At 39.7% G+C, this 16,674-nt stretch carries 17 protein-coding genes; 2 read left to right on the top strand and 15 right to left on the bottom strand.

The genetic code is table 11. From position 1 onward, the window contains the following. Positions 1–10: 10 nt before the first annotated feature. Positions 11–1,699 (bottom strand): DAK2 domain-containing protein, encoded by a 1,689-nt coding sequence (locus tag FD44_RS01545; protein ID WP_404814667.1) that lies wholly within the window; start codon positions 1,697–1,699, stop codon positions 11–13. 34 nt (positions 1,700–1,733) lie between these two features. Continuing rightward, positions 1,734–2,096 (bottom strand): Asp23/Gls24 family envelope stress response protein, encoded by a 363-nt coding sequence (locus tag FD44_RS01540; protein ID WP_010619886.1) that lies wholly within the window; start codon positions 2,094–2,096, stop codon positions 1,734–1,736. Positions 2,097–2,346: 250 nt separating this feature from the next. Between FD44_RS01540 and rpmB the strand changes: the two genes are divergently transcribed. Then, positions 2,347–2,532, top strand: a complete 186-nt coding sequence (gene rpmB / locus FD44_RS01535; RefSeq protein WP_010619887.1) for a 50S ribosomal protein L28 — start codon at positions 2,347–2,349, stop codon at positions 2,530–2,532. Between the two features lie 54 nt (positions 2,533–2,586). On the opposite strand, the gene FD44_RS01530 is transcribed toward rpmB, so the two are convergent. The 11 genes from FD44_RS01530 to gmk all read right to left on the bottom strand — a co-directional run bounded on the left by FD44_RS01530 (position 2,587) and on the right by gmk (position 14,505). Beyond that, positions 2,587–3,240, bottom strand: coding sequence for a thiamine diphosphokinase (locus FD44_RS01530; protein ID WP_010619888.1), 654 nt, complete (start codon positions 3,238–3,240; stop codon positions 2,587–2,589). A gap of 5 nt (positions 3,241–3,245) precedes the next feature. Next, positions 3,246–3,899, bottom strand: coding sequence for a ribulose-phosphate 3-epimerase (gene rpe, locus FD44_RS01525; protein ID WP_010619889.1), 654 nt, complete (start codon positions 3,897–3,899; stop codon positions 3,246–3,248). Positions 3,900–3,908: 9 nt separating this feature from the next. Next, on the bottom strand, positions 3,909–4,793 hold the full coding sequence (rsgA, locus tag FD44_RS01520; RefSeq protein ID WP_010619890.1) for a ribosome small subunit-dependent GTPase A: 885 nt from the start codon (positions 4,791–4,793) through the stop codon (positions 3,909–3,911). A 75-nt stretch (positions 4,794–4,868) separates the two neighbouring features. Then, positions 4,869–6,851 carry a Stk1 family PASTA domain-containing Ser/Thr kinase gene (pknB, locus tag FD44_RS01515; RefSeq protein ID WP_010619891.1) on the bottom strand — a complete coding sequence of 661 codons (1,983 nt, stop codon included), beginning with the start codon at positions 6,849–6,851 and terminating at the stop codon, positions 4,869–4,871. Continuing rightward, positions 6,851–7,594: a Stp1/IreP family PP2C-type Ser/Thr phosphatase gene (locus FD44_RS01510; protein WP_010619892.1), complete on the bottom strand. Its 744-nt coding sequence runs from the start codon at positions 7,592–7,594 to the stop codon at positions 6,851–6,853. The genes pknB and FD44_RS01510 overlap by 1 nt, the downstream gene beginning before the upstream one ends. Before the next feature lie 14 nt (positions 7,595–7,608). Beyond that, positions 7,609–8,952 (bottom strand): 16S rRNA (cytosine(967)-C(5))-methyltransferase RsmB, encoded by a 1,344-nt coding sequence (rsmB, locus tag FD44_RS01505; protein ID WP_010619893.1) that lies wholly within the window; start codon positions 8,950–8,952, stop codon positions 7,609–7,611. After that, positions 8,952–9,899, bottom strand: a complete 948-nt coding sequence (gene fmt, locus FD44_RS01500; RefSeq protein ID WP_010619894.1) for a methionyl-tRNA formyltransferase — start codon at positions 9,897–9,899, stop codon at positions 8,952–8,954. Before fmt ends, rsmB begins: the two co-directional genes overlap by 1 nt. A 26-nt stretch (positions 9,900–9,925) precedes the next feature. Next, positions 9,926–12,340 carry a primosomal protein N' gene (gene priA / locus FD44_RS01495; protein WP_010619895.1) on the bottom strand — a complete coding sequence of 805 codons (2,415 nt, stop codon included), beginning with the start codon at positions 12,338–12,340 and terminating at the stop codon, positions 9,926–9,928. A 15-nt stretch (positions 12,341–12,355) separates the two neighbouring features. Next, positions 12,356–13,561 carry a bifunctional phosphopantothenoylcysteine decarboxylase/phosphopantothenate--cysteine ligase CoaBC gene (coaBC, locus tag FD44_RS01490; protein ID WP_010619896.1) on the bottom strand — a complete coding sequence of 402 codons (1,206 nt, stop codon included), beginning with the start codon at positions 13,559–13,561 and terminating at the stop codon, positions 12,356–12,358. Positions 13,562–13,666: 105 nt separating this feature from the next. Further along, positions 13,667–13,888, bottom strand: coding sequence for a DNA-directed RNA polymerase subunit omega (gene rpoZ / locus FD44_RS01485; protein WP_010619897.1), 222 nt, complete (start codon positions 13,886–13,888; stop codon positions 13,667–13,669). A 2-nt stretch (positions 13,889–13,890) separates the two neighbouring features. Beyond that, positions 13,891–14,505 (bottom strand): guanylate kinase, encoded by a 615-nt coding sequence (gmk, locus tag FD44_RS01480; RefSeq protein WP_010619898.1) that lies wholly within the window; start codon positions 14,503–14,505, stop codon positions 13,891–13,893. Positions 14,506–14,677: 172 nt separating this feature from the next. Between gmk and FD44_RS01475 the strand changes: the two genes are divergently transcribed. After that, complete coding sequence (locus tag FD44_RS01475) at positions 14,678–14,857, top strand: hypothetical protein (RefSeq protein WP_029327545.1); 180 nt, start codon at positions 14,678–14,680, stop codon at positions 14,855–14,857. A gap of 212 nt (positions 14,858–15,069) precedes the next feature. On the opposite strand, the gene FD44_RS01470 is transcribed toward FD44_RS01475, so the two are convergent. Both FD44_RS01470 and FD44_RS01465 read right to left on the bottom strand, forming a co-directional pair. Beyond that, complete coding sequence (locus tag FD44_RS01470) at positions 15,070–15,735, bottom strand: ABC transporter permease (RefSeq protein WP_010619899.1); 666 nt, start codon at positions 15,733–15,735, stop codon at positions 15,070–15,072. Further along, positions 15,735–16,667, bottom strand: coding sequence for an osmoprotectant ABC transporter substrate-binding protein (locus FD44_RS01465; RefSeq protein WP_010619900.1), 933 nt, complete (start codon positions 16,665–16,667; stop codon positions 15,735–15,737). Before FD44_RS01465 ends, FD44_RS01470 begins: the two co-directional genes overlap by 1 nt. Positions 16,668–16,674 lie beyond the last annotated feature (7 nt).

Below are 16,674 nucleotides of genomic sequence, written 5' to 3'. Positions count from 1 at the left end.
TAAGTAGAAGTTATTCAACTGAAATGACGAATGGATAGACGGGCTGATCTCCCTCATGAATCTCAACTTCGAGATCACCATCTATAGCCATAACAGCATCTTCAATTTTATTTGCTTCTTCTTCCGTTGCATCAGTTCCATAAATAATTGTGACAATTTCGCTATCTTCATCTAGCATGCTTTGAACCATTGCAACACTAGTATCAATCATATCTGGTCTAGTTACTTTAATTTTTCCATCAACGATTCCCATGAAGTCACCCTTTTTAATCTGGATGCCGTCTAATTCAGTATCGCGAATAGCGTGGGTCACCTCACCACTCTTCACGGTACTCAAATTCTCTTCCATCGAGGCCGTGTTACCATCCAAATCACTTTCGGGGTTAAATCCAAGAAGAGCAGTCATTCCTTGTGAAATACTTCTGCTGTGAACTACCTTTGTTGGAATATCTGCAACTTCAGCAGCCTGTTCAGCAGATAGGAAAATATTCTTGTTGTTTGGCAAAATAATAGCTTCTTTTGCTTGACTATCATTAATGGCATTAACAATATCTTCGGTACTTGGGTTCATGGTTTGACCCCCACTAATAATATGGGTAACGCCTAAGCTCTTAAATAGCGTTTGGATTCCTTCACCCGAAGCAACCGCAATGATAGCAGTCTCTGGAATATTCTCAGAAGCTTTAGCCTCAGAAGCGGCCTCTTCTGCATCATTTTCAATGATTGTTTCCTGTTGAAGTCGCATATTATCGACTTTAACCTTCGCTAAATCACCGAAACTTTGACCCCATGCCATCACTTTTCCAGGATGCTCAGTGTGAACATGGACCTTAACAACCTCATCGTCATTTACAACTAACAATGAATCTCCTAAATCGGCTAGATACTTATAGAACGTGTCGTAATCAAATTTATGATCGACTTCTTTACCTTTACCAATTCTGACCATAATTTCTGTACAGTAACCATAGACAATATCATCCGGATTAAGTTTTCCTTGAACACTTCGATGATGTTCTGCATCAATCATCTCATCCATTTCGGTATTATCGGGTTGATGTTGTTGGTCCTCGGAAATTTCTCGGCCGTTTAAGATGTCATCAAATGCACTTAGAACAAAGGCTAAACCTTGTCCACCAGAATCGACAACCCCGACTTGTTTTAAAACAGGGAGTAAATCTGGTGTAGAAGCTAACGCAACTTTTGCAGCCTCCGAAGCCTTGTCCATAACTGTGACAACACTACCGCCCTCGTTTGCTTCGTTTCTAGCCGCTTGAGCAGCCTCCCGAACAACTGTGAGGATAGTTCCCTCTGTAGGCTTCATAACCGCCTTATACGCAGTCTCAGCGCCTGCCGAAAGAGCTTCAGCTAAATCTTGGGCATCTAAAGAAGGTTTTTCTTCAATACTCTTCGAAAAGCCTCTAAAAATTTGTGAAAGAATCACGCCAGAATTACCACGTGCCCCCATCAACAGTCCCTTAGCTAACGCTACTGATAATTTACCTACAGAATCACTCGTCTCTTCGCGTTCGTACTTAAGACCGCTGGCGAGAGATAGACTCATATTAGTACCAGTGTCTCCATCCGGTACCGGAAAAACGTTTAATGAATTAATAAATTCGGCGTTCTGATTCAAAACTGTTGAAGCAGCTTGGACCATTTTACCGAATTCATGGTTTGTAATTTTCTCTGTTACTATCAACTAAATAATCCCCCTCGGTTTCCCAAAAAGCTTAATCGCTAATGACCTTTACACCTTGAACAATAACGTTTACTGAATTAGCGGTTACACCAAGCATCGTCTCTAAGTTATACTTAACTTTCGACTGAACTGCCTTGGAAACCTCAGATATTTTCGAGCCATAGCTTACAATTAAATTTACTTCAATCGAGATGCCATTATCTTCCTGATGGACGACAACACCTTTTGCATAATTTTCGCGGCGTAAAATAACGTTAACGTTATCGCGAATTTGATTCTTGCTTGCCATACCAACGACACCATAACTATCAGTCGCAGCGCCACCAACAACTGTCGCTATGACATCGTTTGTAATATTAATTGTTCCGTTTTGCGTTTTTATTTTAACGGCCATGAAAAACAGCCTCCTTGATTGATTTCAAAATGTATATCGATAGTAATGTTACTACAACCGTTTAGAAAAGAAAAATAAGTGAAACCCGCGTCATAAATTTCAATTAAAAATTCCTTTTGCCTGAATAAAATTCACTGTCAAGTAAAATTACTTGAAAGAATTCTATTGCATTACCAGCCTTTATATGCTAAATTATCTAAGTGAGCAAATTGAGATTTTATTTAAATCCGTAAAGGAGGATTCTTCAGTCATGGCTAAAGACTTTTTTAATGGCAAACGGACTCGTTTTGGTAACAAGCGTTCACACGCTTTGAACTCATCACGACGTGCGTGGAAGCCAAACTTACAAAAGGTTCAGATTTTAGTTGATGGTAAGCCTAAACGTGTTTGGGTTTCAGCTAGAACACTTAAATCAGGTAAAGTTACTCGAGTTTAATTTAAACTTGAGTCAAATAAAAAAGCGTCAGTACTTAATGTACTGGCGCTTTTTTTATTTAACATCTTTACTTTGAATGACACACATCACACCTGAGTCAAATTGGAAATGTCCCTTTTCCCCTACAAATTCATTACTTGCATAGGAAATTGGATATAGGACCTTTGCGTGCCCCAATCGATATTTTTCATCTACTAGGGTCAAGTGATTAATCGGCGTTAAGGGGATGAATGCTAAATACTTTTTATCTGGTTCCTTTAAAATTTCATATTCTCCGGGCAAATAAAAAGTAATGGTATTCGCTCTATCAATGAATCGAATCTTGGGTGCACTGCTGCGATACCGATCTTTCAATACAAGGAAGAGATTTGCAAGGAAGTGATCTAATCGGCCGCCCGTCGCCCCATAAATGTCCAATCGATCAGTTTCAAACTCATTAAGTGCCACCGTAACTGCTAATTCAGTATCGGTTTCGTCTTTTTCTGGAATCGCTCGGCGAATATCCTTTACCCGTTCCTTAACGGTCTGAAACTCTTGAGTCCCCATCGAATCATAATCACCAATCGCAACGATTGGCGTAATTCCACGTTCAAGCAAACGTAAACTACCACGATCCACACCAATCCAGGGACCTTCAATTGTGTTCTCTTTGAGTTCTTGAGGCCAATTCTCAATTGGTCCCCCAACTAATAAATTTAAAATTTTCATGCCAATTACTTCGTGGCGTCTTTAATTGCTTGAACTCTAGCAGCTGGATCTTCTGCGTTAAATACATATGAACCTGCTACGGCAACTGTTGCACCAGCTTTAGCACATTCAACAACCGTCTTATCGTTTACACCACCATCAATTTCGATATCGAAGTCGTAACCCTCAATTTGTTTCAATTGATCTAATTTGGCAATTTTCTTAATCGTTTCTGGTAGGAATTTCTGGCCACCAAATCCAGGATTCACGGTCATTACCAATACTTGGTCAACCATTGGTAATAGAGGTTCAATTAATGAAACTGGTGTCCCTGGATTAATAACAACTTCAGCTTTTACACCGGCGTTTTTAATCATTTGTAAAGCGCGATGAATATGGGCAGTGGCTTCAACGTGAACGCCAATGATATCGGCGCCGGCTTCGGCAAAATCGTCGATGTAACGTTCTGGGTTTTGAACCATCATGTGAACATCTAGGACCATTTTGCTAATGGGACGAATTGCTTTAACCCAACCAGGTCCATATGACAAAGCTGGCACGAACTGACCGTCCATAATATCGATATGCAAGACCTCTGCGCCCGCTTTTTCGACCTTTTCAATATCCTTTTGTAAATTAACATAATCTGCGCTTAAAATTGAAGGTGCTACCTTAATCATTATAATTCCTCATTTCTTATAATTTGGTTTTTGATTTTTTAACATTGTATAGAGTTGAAGATAATTATCATACCGACTTTGAACAATCTCACCCTCATCGACAGCGGCCTTAACAGCACAACCTGGTTCGTTCACGTGAACACAACCTCTGAAACGACAATTAGTACCAATTTCAACAAATTCCGGTAAGTATTTCGTCAGATCAATGGCGGAAGTCTTCATTAAATCATAGGAAGAGAATCCAGGTGTATCCGCGATCAAGCCTTCTCCAACCTGCAGTAATCCCACTTTACGGGTTGTATGTTTGCCTCGATTTAGAGCTTTAGAAATCTCACCAGTCTTCAACGCTAACTCAGGTGCTAAATGATTGAGTAGCGTTGATTTTCCTGCACCGGTTTGACCCATGATGACACTTTCCTTATTAGCTAACACCTTTATCAATTGATTTAGTTGATCTTTTTCAAATGGTGTCCGCGCTAAAAAGGTTGGATACCCAATCTTTCGATAGTATTCTGCCAAAATTGCAATGGCTTCATATTCCGAGTCATCGACTAAATCTGTCTTCGTGAAATAAATAACGGGACGAATGTTCGCAATTTCTAGGGTAATAAGTTGTCGATCTAAAAGATTGGTAGAAAATGCTGGTTGTGCAGCTGCAGTTGTCACAATGGCTTGGTCAATATTTGAGATAGGTGGACGAACTAAAGAATTTTTTCGTTCTCTAATTTTTAAAATATATTTACCAGTATCATCAAATTCAACCCAATCACCAACTAATGGTGTAATGTTCCTGTTTCTAAAGTTTCCGCGGGCTCTCGTTCGATGTAACGTGCCATTTTCGTCCATTACATCATAAAAGCCACTCAGAGACTGGTGAATCTGTCCTAGGTTCAAGCAGTCATCCCCTTCAATTTCGATTTACCTCTTAATTATAAAAGACTTTGACTATCTTTTCAGGATTAATTGCAACTAGTGGTTATCTTTAGTGACGCCATTATCACTCATAATGGTCTGTCCATCCCTAACCACCTTGTAACCACCTGATTTACCACTCTTAAGGGTAAAAGGTAACGTGATGGACGTGCTCTTGGTAATCGTTAACTGTCGATACACTGTCTTATAGGTATGGGTACTATCCTTTAAATAGACATAGATAATATTTTCCCCAATTGATTCAGCACTACTTGAATTATCAGAAGTGACGGATGAACTACTGTCGGTTCCTTTGAACGGAATCGTCAATTTTACATTAAATTGATCTGTAGAATCACTGTCATCAGTCTGTTTACCTCGTGATAGGCTGATTTTTACGTTTGATCCTTGTTTAATCGTCGTTCCAGCAATCGGATCTTGAGAAATTGCCTTATTTTTATCGACGGTATCACTATATTCGTAGCTATAGTAGACGTTGATTGAATTCTCACTTGCGTAATCATTAATCTGCTTCTTTGTTTTGCCGGTTAAATTTTCAAGCGTAATCTGCTTTTGACCAGTAGAAACAGTAAACGTCACGGTCGTATTTTTGGCAACGACCTTTTTCCCAGACGCAATGTCCTGCTCCATAATTTGACCCGCAGATAAGCTATCCGAGGAATTATTCTGTCTGATGACGGTAAATCCTTTTGCCCTTAAATTTCTAGCAACTGCCTTATACTGCATCCCACGATAGTTTCTAAAAGTGGTTTTCTTAACCCCTGAACTAATCATGAGGTTTACTTTATGATTCTTCTTAACCTTAAATCCGTATCTTGGATTGGTTTTGATAATTCGATCTTTCTTCACGGAATTGCTTGGTTTATGTGATACAGAGCCAACCGTCAAACTGGCAGCCTCAATTTTTCGTGTCGCTGTTTGCTCAGACATTTCGGTCACATCAGGTACCTCAATCATTTGGGTCTGATTGGCCCAAGTGATTAGACCAAACATTAAAACAAAAAGGAATCCAATCACTAGAAGGGCATATCGTAATTTTTGATGCTTTTTCTTTCGGGTTTTAGGCTTCTTATTTTTACTTTCTGAATCCTCATCAGGACTCGCCTGATTAATGCCATTTTTAATGTCCGCCATTGGCATTACTTTTGTTTCGCCTAAATCGTTAGAATGCGGAATAAATTTAGGTTCATTTGCTCGCTTATCAGAGAGCGATGTTAAGAGATCCTCTCCCATTTCTTGAGAACTTTCATAGCGATTTTCAGGTTGCTTTGCGGTTGCCTTCAACACGACATTTTCAAGTGCCTGAGGAATCCTTGGATCAACATCTCTAACCGATGGCACATCCTCTTGGTAATGTTTGATTGCAATTGAAACGGCAGTCTCGCCATCAAAAGGAACCTTGCCAGTCAGCATTTCGTAAAGAATTATTCCAAGTGAATAGATATCAGACTTTTTTGTGGCCATGCCACCATGAGCTTGCTCAGGTGATAAATAATGCACGGATCCTAAAACGGTGTTGGTTTGAGTTAGGGAGTGCTCAGAAAGTGCAATGGCAATCCCAAAATCGGTAATTTTTACTTGACCATTTTTATCCACTAAAATATTCTGAGGCTTCAAATCACGATGGATAATATCATGATCATGAGCCACTTGGACGGCAGACAAAACTTGTTCAAGAATATTGATAACTTCTTGATACGGAATTGGAAAATTCACCTTAATATAATTCTTCAAATCCATTCCGCTAACATATTCCATTACAAGGTAGTTCATGCCATTTTCTTCACCAACGTCATAAACACTCACAATGTTAGGATTTACAAGTTCAGTTGCTGCAAGTGCTTCCCGTTGAAATCGTTTATTTGTCTTGGGATCATCACGCAAATCAAGCCTTAGCAACTTCACCGCGACATCCCGATCCAAAATAAGATCATGCGCCAGATAAACGTTAGCCATTCCGCCTTCACCAAGTGAATGTAGAATTCGATAGCGACCATTTAATACATAATTTTCTCGCATTAATTAGTCACCTCCTCATCGTCTTGATAAATGAGGACGGTAATATTATCCAGGCCACCAGCTGTGTTTGCTTGATCGACTAGCTGTTGACATTTTTCGGTTGCTGAAATGTTTTGCAATAGTGTTTTCTGGATGTCAGCATCAGAAACCATGTTTGTTAGGCCATCCGTACAAAGCAAAATTTGATCCCCTGGTTCAAGGGGCAACGTGTATGTATCTAAGTCAGCATCTGAAGAAATCCCCAATGTACGAATAATCACGTTTTTTTGAGGATGATTGATTGCTTCTTTTTTGCTTAGCTCGCCACGTTTTACAAGCTCATTTACTAAGGAATGATCTTCCGTTATTTGATGCAGTTCAAAATCCCGAAGTAAATACCCACGACTATCACCAATATTAGCAAAAATCATTCGCTTCTTTAACAAAACGGTCAAAGCGATAGTTGTTCCCATCCCCTGCAAATCATCATATTGATGAGACTTTTCAATAATTGAATTATTCTCGTCCTGAACATTTTTTCTTAGCCATTTTTCAACATCTTGATATTCATCGAACTTAGTCGCTTCGAAAAGAAAGCCAATGTGTGAGACAGCCATAGCAGAAGCGACATCCCCACCACGATTTCCACCAATACCATCAGCAATAATCGCTAATTGTTGATCAGCTTGATTTCGAAATACACTGACATAATCTTGGTTTTCAGTTCGTTTTTTCCCTATCGCAGTTTGATATGCAACTTCCACAGGATCTCCCCCAATCATTTTACTTTTTGAAATGCACTAATGAAAAAACCGTCGGAATCAAAATCATCTGGGAATATTTCCAGATAGTCCGTTTTTCTATCGAGCTTAAGGTTCTTATCCGTCTTAACCTTCACTGATCTAAAATTAGAATTTTGGCGTAAAAATTCGGTATAAACGTCTTTATTTTCCTCATCTAAGATTGTACACGTACTGTACACTAAAATGCCATCTGTTTTTAACTTAGGCGCAACGCCGTTCAAAATATCTAACTGAACCTTTTGTAAGTGTTGACTGTCCGACAAACTTTTCTCATATCGAATTTCAGGCTTACGTCTGATCAAGCCTAGACCGGAGCATGGCGCATCTACTAAAATTCTATCAAAAGTTTCATCATCAAATTTTTCATCAACTTTTCTAGCATCCAGTTGAACGGCTTCAATTTGATCTTGAACGTGCAGCCGTTTGGCATTCTGATTAATCAACTTAATCTTGTGGGGATGAATGTCTAACGCAGTGACTTTTCCACCTTTTTCAGGGCTTAAATACGTGGCAATTTGAGTTGTTTTTCCGCCTGGTGCAGCACAAGCATCGAGAACCCACATCTGATCATCCAGTTGCATTGACTCTGCTGGCAGCATGGCACTTTCATCCTGAATCGTCACTTGACCGTTTTTGAATAAGGTCGACTGATTGGCAGGTTGTCCAGACACAACTAAACCTGTCCCCGAAACGATACTCTCTCTTACTTCAAAGCCCTCTTCCGTTAAACGACGAACTGCATCATCTAGAGAAAGTTCAACGGTATTCACCCGAATCGACTGGTTAGCAGGTTGATTAATTTTTGAAAGAATCGACAGCGCTTTTTCTTCTCCTCGCTGGTCGATTAGTGCATTAATAAACCATTTAGGAACCGAGTAGGTCACTACTAGCCGTTCAATTGGATCTTTTATCGTCGCAACATCTGGTAATCCGGTACGATCCATTTGGTGCAAAACGCCAGTTACAAATCGTCGAATACCCTCATGTCCTCGCTGTTTAGCAATTTCAATTGTTTCGTTAAAAATCGCCCGTTTAGGAATTCGATCTAGATAGAGCTCCTGAAATAACGCAGTGTAGAGTAATTCTCTGACCCAAGGTTCGACCTTATCGGGATTCTTAAGAAATGGTGCTAAGTAAAAGTCCAAAGTTAAACGATGCTGAACAACCCCATAAACGATTGTCGTTAGTAGGTTAACGTCAGCTGGAATTAGGGTATGATCATTGATGACATTATTAAGTTGGAGATTTGAATATGCGCCAGTTTTCACTTTCGAAAGAACTGTCACTGCTAAATTTCGTGGATTATTTTCGATATCCATTAATCAATCACCTTTTCATTTTCATTGAATTTATCTCTTGAGCCATTTAAGAAATCAGTGATACTTTGCTGAGGTTTCCCAGCTGGTTGGAGCTTTTTAAGACTAATCACACCATTTTGGCCGGTGGCAATCACAAGTTCATGTTTCGTTCGACGAACAACATGTCCGGGGTCCAAGCTTGTCGTTTCATCCAACACCTCGACCCCCCACAATTTAGTTCGAACGCCATCTAACATAACGTAAGAAACTGGAAATGGTCGAAGCCCTCTAACCTTGGCATCCACAAGCCTGGCTGGCAAGTTAATATCTACCTGCTCTTCTTCTGGCTTGATTGTTGGAGCAAAAGTAACCTTTTCTTCATCCTGAGGTTGGGGCGTAGCAGTGCCATCGATGAGGGATGGCATCGTCTGCAATAGTAAGTCTCTTCCCAACAAACTTAATTTATCAAACATACTTCCAACGTCATCCGTCTTTTCAATTGGAATTCGCGCCTGAGAAATCACATCCCCAGCATCCATTTTTTTAATCATATAGATGATTGAGACGCCCGTTTCCTGGTCACCCTTCAAAATAGCATAGTGGACGGGAGCGCCGCCTCGATACTTTGGCAAAAGTGAGGCATGGACATTAATAGCGGCCAATTTCACCGATTTCAATAATTTGGTTGGCAAAAATTGACCGAACGCTGCAGTCACAATGAAATCGGCGTTCAAACTCATTAATTCAGCCATTTCATCGCTACCACTAATTTTTTCTGGTTGATAAACTTTAACTCCTGCTTCAACAGCTGCTTGTTTGACAGGTGAACCAGTCAAAATGTGTTTCCTACCGACTTTTCGATCTGGTTGAGTCACTGCTGCAATCACATCGTAGTTGTCATTTGCTATTAAGCTTTTTAGAATTGGCACTGCGAACTCTGGTGTTCCCATGAATACAATGGACTTCATTTTACAAAACTTCTTTCCGTATTTAATTACATAAAGCTAACTGGGTTGGGATTAATACTAACCTTTGCGGCATTTCTACCTAATTTCTGTGAATTTTTAAGAACCTTCGTCAACAGTTCATTCAGTTGTGGTTCCTTTTTATACTTAATAATGAGTTGGTAATAATAGCGTTTTTTAATTCGAGCAATAGTTTGTGGTGTTGGACCAAGAACAATTGCCTGATCAGAAAGGACTTCTCTTGCCTGCTTTGCTATCTTAAACATTAGTTTAGCTGCTTCGGCCTCAGTTGCAGCATTTGTCGTGATTTGAACCGCATAATAGTATGGTGGATAGTTACTTTCATGACGAATTTTCATTTCATAGGCAAAGAATTGCTCGTAATTCTGAGATTTTGCCAATTGAATGGCATAATGGTCCGGATTAAACGTTTGAATAATGACCTGACCTGCTTTTTCCGCTCGGCCTGCTCGACCACTGACCTGAGTTAACAATTGGAAGGTTCGTTCACTTGAATGATAATCCGGAATCCCTAGCGACGTATCAGCATTTAATACGCCCACCAATGTCACGTTAGGAAAGTCCAGTCCTTTAGCAATCATCTGGGTGCCTAATAAGATATCCCCTTCATGGTTGCCAAATTCATCCAAAAGTTTTTCATGGGCACCCTTACGTCTAGTCGTATCAACATCCATCCGAATAACTCGTGCATCTGGTAGAAGTTCCTTTAATTCGGTTTCTACTTTTTGAGTGCCCGTTCCATAATACCGAATCTTGTGGCTCTGACAGTTTGGACAAATTTTTGGTATCGCCTCTTCATGTCCACAATAGTGACATTTCATTGAGTGCGTATCCATGTGAAGCGTCAACGAAATATCGCAGTTGGGACACATCAAAACAAAGCCGCAATCTCGACACATAATAAAGGACGAGTACCCTCGCCGATTCAACATCAGGACAATCTGCTCTTTACGCTGAATTCTCAGTTTAATCGCGTCCAGCAATTCCGTCGAAAAGTTGCTCTCTTTGTGCTGACTAATTTCATTCTTCATATCAACAACTGAAACTGCGGGTAAGGACTGATGGTTGATTCGATTTGGTAAAAGTAACCGAGTAACCAGACCCTTCTCAGCTCGAGCACGAGTTTCTAGGGATGGCGTTGCCGAACCTAGGACAACTGGGCAGCCATGGTATTTACCTCGCCACAAAGCAACATCGCGTGCATGATATCTTGGGCTCTCGTCTTGTTTATAACTTGTTTCATGCTCTTCATCCATGATAATAATCCCAATGTTATTAAGAGGTGCAAATACTGCCGAACGAGCGCCAACGACAACTTTTGCGTCCCCACGCTCAATTCGGCGCCATTCATCATACTTTTCACCATCTGAAAGACCACTGTGAAGAACTGCTACCTGATGCCCAAATCGCGCTTTCACTCGATTAACCATTTGTGGTGTTAACGATATTTCAGGGACCAGCATCAACGCGGTCTTATTCTCACTTAGTGCTTGAGCCATACTTTGAAGATAAACTTCGGTTTTACCACTACCAGTAACCCCTTCTAGCAAAAACGGTGAATACTCTGAATGATTAATTTTTTCAGAAATTGCATCAACAGCATTTTGTTGATCTGGTTGTAACTTAAGTGGTTGAGTACGAGTGACTTCGTGCTTAAAGGGATCTCGTAAGACTTCAACACGACTGCGAGTTAGCCACTTCTTTTTCTCGCCAGACTTAATAGTGGCACTCGAAACATCTGCTGCTTCAATCAGGTCAGATTGACTAACTTGTTTTTCCCCCATACTAACGAGGTAGTTCAAAAGACGTTCCTGCTGGACAGCCCCTTTTCGAATCGAATCAAATTCTTCTCTTAGAAAACTAACATTGGGAGTCCGCTTAATTTGAATTTCTGTTTTAGCTTTGGCCCGATCTTGAACGAGATAATTTATTTTTATTTGGTTTGCTTTTTTGAGTTTTAAAAGTCGGCTAAGTTGTTGTGTTGTTAATTGATCACTTTCAAAAAGTAATCGCTTTTGTCCACCAAAAATTTGTGCTTTATCAGCATCGTTTATTGTCGTAGCTGGAACCAATTCTTTTTCATATTTAACCTTTAATGCATTAGGTAAAATAGTCTGAATACAAGTAATTGCAAAGGAAAAGGTTGACTCTGCTAAATAACCTGACAACTTCAAGAGTTCAGTGTTTAACACCGGTTGTAAATCCATAATAGAATCAATCTCTTTTAATTTTCCATCAAAGCTTTTGTCATCATCAATGCCAACAACCATTCCTTGGACCTTCCGATTGCCCTTACCAAATGAGACAATTACTCGCATTCCGACTTGAATCTGGTTTAAAAATTCTTGAGGAATCAGATAGCTATATGGACTATTTGTCTGCATTGTTGGCACATCAACAATTACCTTTGCAATTTGTTCCATTAAATAACTCGTCTCCTACTCATTGAATAAATGTGAAATTTTATCAACTAACATATTTGCGATAGCGTGTTTGGTCATTATTGGTGTCTGTTCCGGCTCTTGTCCTGGTAGCAAAAAAGTGACCTGGTTGTCATCGCTGTTAAACCCGATTTTGTCATTTGAAACATTATTTGCAACTAGCATATCCATCCGTTTATCATTGAGTTTCTTGTTTGCATTATTTAAAAGATTTTGAGTTTCAGCAGCAAAGCCAACAACGATTTGACCAGCATGTTTTTGGCCACCAATTGTTTTAATAATGTCCACTGTTTTCTTTAATTTGAGTGTGAGGCCATCATCTTCGGCCTGTTTTTTTATTTTTTGATCCACATAATTTTCAGGCATAAAATCGGCAACTGCTGCAGCCATAATCAAAGCGTCTGACTGTTCGAAGTTCTCCGCCACTGCATCAGCCATTTCTTTGGTCGAAATGACATGAATAACCTTTGCGCCAAGTGGAGGTTGTAAATTCGTCTTTCCAGTTACCAACGTCACTTGGGCACCCGCATTAATTGCAGACTGCGCGATTGCATATCCCATTTTTCCAGATGATTTATTCCCAATAAACCGAACTGGATCAATTAATTCACGGGTACCTCCAGCAGTAATCAAAACTTTTTTATTTTTTAATCCTTGTTGAACAACACCCAGCCCAGCATCTACCGCGGCAAAAATTTGTTCCGGCTCAGCCATTCGGCCTTGACCTGAATAGCCTTCCGCCAAAAATCCATAACCAGAATCGACAAAAAGCGCACCATCATGATGCAATTGTCGAATATTTCTAACAGTCGCAGGATTATTCAGCATGTGTTCGTTCATAGCCGGCGCAATTATTTTAGGTGCCGTTGTAGCCAACAGTGTCAAACTTGCCATATCATCCGCTAACCCGTTTGCAAGTTTACCAATCAGATCCGCACTTGCTGGCGCAACAATTGCTAAGTCAGTCCAGTCAGCTAATTCGATGTGTGGCACAAAATCCTCTTGAGAATCAAAAGCATCCGTTATGACAGACTGCTTGCTTAATACTTCAAATGTTAACGGCGTGATAAATTTCTGGGCCGCTTCGGTTAGAACAACTCTCACTTCTGCGCCACTTTTAACCAGTAACCGAACTAACGTTGCAGATTTATAGGCAGCAATACTCCCTGATACGTACAAAGTAATGTGTTTGTTCTTTTGCATTTTAGTGCCCCCAAAAATTAGTTTCTTGCTTGCTCCATTGTACCAATTTTTATGTATTTAAACGAATAAAAAAGCAGCACCATTTTCATGGTCCTGCTTCAGTCATTATTTACTTTTGTTAGCTTTCGTTTTTTCTGCATCTATCGATACAACTCCGGCTGCAATTTCTTCAAGTGCACGACCAATAGTTTTGGGCGATTCGTAGCTTGAAAGTAATGGGGTAGCACCAGCATCAAGCTCATGTGCCCGCTTGCTTGCCAACATAATAAGTGAATATCTTGAGTTAACTTTTTTTAACAAATCATCTACTGATGGGTATAATAACATAATTAATCTTCTCCTAACATTTGTTCGTAATCTGGCATCACTCTTGTAACTCTCAACCGTTCACTATTAATAATTGAACGAATTCGGTCTACTGCATTTTGTACTTCATCGTTAACAACTGCGTAATCATAGTTCCGCATCATTCCGATTTCACCGACCGCCTTTTTAATACGCTTGTTGATAACTTCCATATCGTCCGTACCTCGTCCAACAAGACGATGTTTTAGTTCAACTAAATCAGGCGGCGTTAAGAAAACAAATACAGCATCTGGGCAATTTGCACGAACTTGCATCGCGCCATTTACCTCAATTTCTAGGAAAACATCTTTGCCCGAGTCAAGCGTCGCATTAACGTAATCAATTGGTGTCCCGTAATAATTGTCAACGTACTTAGCATATTCTAACATTTTTCCATTCTGAATGTTATCTTCGAACTGCTCCTTGGAAACAAAGAAATAATCAATGCCATCTTTTTCGCCATCGCGTGGCTTTCGAGTCGTCATGGAGATTGAATATTGAAAGTCTGTGTCACCTGCATCAAACAGTGCTTTTCTGACAGTTCCTTTACCAACTCCTGAAGGACCAGAAAGCACAATTAACATACCACGTTTTGCCATTTATGTTGAATCCCCTTTTAAGGTTTATAATAGTACATTCTGCGCCTTTTTATTCATTTCTGCAAGTCCCAACCAAATTTTAGCCATGCAAAAATAAAAAATAAAGGGTATTGCTTTTTGGAACATTTGTTCGTATAATAGAAATACAAACAAACGTTCGAGGTGATATTCAATGGCTGCACAAATTTCAGCAATAAAAAACTTAACGGAACAACTTACTAATCGATATCAACAATTCTTCAGTTTAACTCCGCAAGATTACCTATTAGAAAAGCAAACACGGATGCCAGCATTTCAACAAAAGTTGTTTATCAGTGCTTCTGTTACGAGTCGCAAACCCGTTACCTTATAAGTTGATGCTCAGAATGGCCAAATTGAAGTAGTTACCGGTGTTTTAAAAAACGGACCAGAGCATCAACTCCTCATTCAAAATCCGCAATCCAACCTTACTAAAATTATTTTTACGAATCGAATTCGATACATTTCTGCGCTTTAAAAAACTTCTACCTAACTGCGATGTAAAAAGGACCAGCAGTCATTGTTCTTACAATGATTACTAGTCCTTTATTTTGTCGCCTTTTTTTTGCTTGGATCAAATTTTTTCTCAAAGAAAGCTAATACTGCATCAGAAATGATGGCCATTAATGCAGTCGGTAATGCACCCGCTAATATAATGGCACCACCATTAGTCGCATTACTTCCTCGAATAATGATATCACCTAATCCACCAGCACCAACGAAAGAGCCAATGGCTGTGATCCCTATTCCTAGAACCAATGCATTTCGGATGCCGGCCATGATAACCGATAACGAAAGTGGTAATTCAACTAAATATAACAACTGAAAAGTTGTCATGCCCATGCCCTTCCCAGAATCGAGCACGTCCGGATCAACATTGACCATTCCCGTGTAAGTATTTTTAATAATTGGGAGTAACGCATACAGAAACACCGTCATAATCACGGTATTGACACCAAGTCCAAGACCCAACATGATGATTGATAACATTGCAAGGGATGGAACTGTTTGAATCACATTGGCAATTCCGATGACGATTGGACTTAGTTTCCGATATTTAGCCGTCCAAATGCCAATTGGAATTCCAATAACGGCTGCAAAAATCACACCATAAATTGCAATCAGGAAAGTTCGATTAAATTGATTTAAAACATAAAGTCCATTATGAGAAAAGTAGTAGATTAATTGATCCAATAAATTTAAGTTTTTCATCAACTATCACTCCCTTTGAAGTAGTCATGTGCTTTTAAATACTCATTTGCGACTGCTTGCGGTTCCTCTAAGTTATCATCAACTCGATAGTTCAACTTTTGGATTGTTTTTAGTGAAATTTTGCCCACCATCCGGTTCAATATTGGGCGTAATTCAGGATGCTTTTTTAAGATGGCATCAGTTGCAACTGGTGAAGCATCATATGGTGGGAAAAATTGTCGATCATCTTTTAATATTTTAAGATCGTAACTTCCAATTCGGCCGTCAGTCGAATATCCTAAAACCGAATCCATCTTTCCAGCCTGTAGTGCATCATAAACTAACCCAATCTGCATTGGATAAATTTTTCCAAAATCCATTTGATACTCTTTTTTAAAGCCTGAGTAGCCATCACCCTTACGATTCAACCAACTCTGATCAATCCCAACTGTCATTTCAGGAGCGATTTTTTTCAAATCACTAATGGTTTGCAGATTGTGTTCCTTCGCGTATTTTTGAGTAACCATGAATGCATAAGTGTCCGCGAATCCATAGCTCTTAAAATAGGTCATGTGAAATCGATCCTTAAATTCTTGTTTTACCTTCTTAGCAACGACCGTTGGATCTTTTTCGGCATTATTCCCCAAAACCGTTGTCAAATCAGTTCCGTTATAACGCACAGCAGAAATATCCGCATCGCCACGTTTCATTGCGTTTAAAGACACCGAAGCCGATCCTAAATTATTAACAATCTCAACGTTCAGATTTGAATAATGCTCAATCATGCCCTTTACCATGTAGGTCATGATCTGCTGCTCGGTGGTGGTCATTGAAGCAACTTTAACCGTTTCCTTTTGGTTTCCACCTAAGCCAGGGAATCCACAACCAGTCAGCAATAGAATCATGCCAGCACAAACAATTAAAAACTTGAAGAATCTTTTTGAAATTTTCAATTGAGTC

This window comes from Secundilactobacillus malefermentans DSM 5705 = KCTC 3548 (assembly GCF_001436395.1).
Classification (GTDB): Bacteria; Bacillota; Bacilli; order Lactobacillales; family Lactobacillaceae; genus Secundilactobacillus; species Secundilactobacillus malefermentans.
The sequence above is the reverse complement of the archived record's forward strand: the minus strand, read 5'-3'. Positions and strand labels throughout refer to the sequence as shown.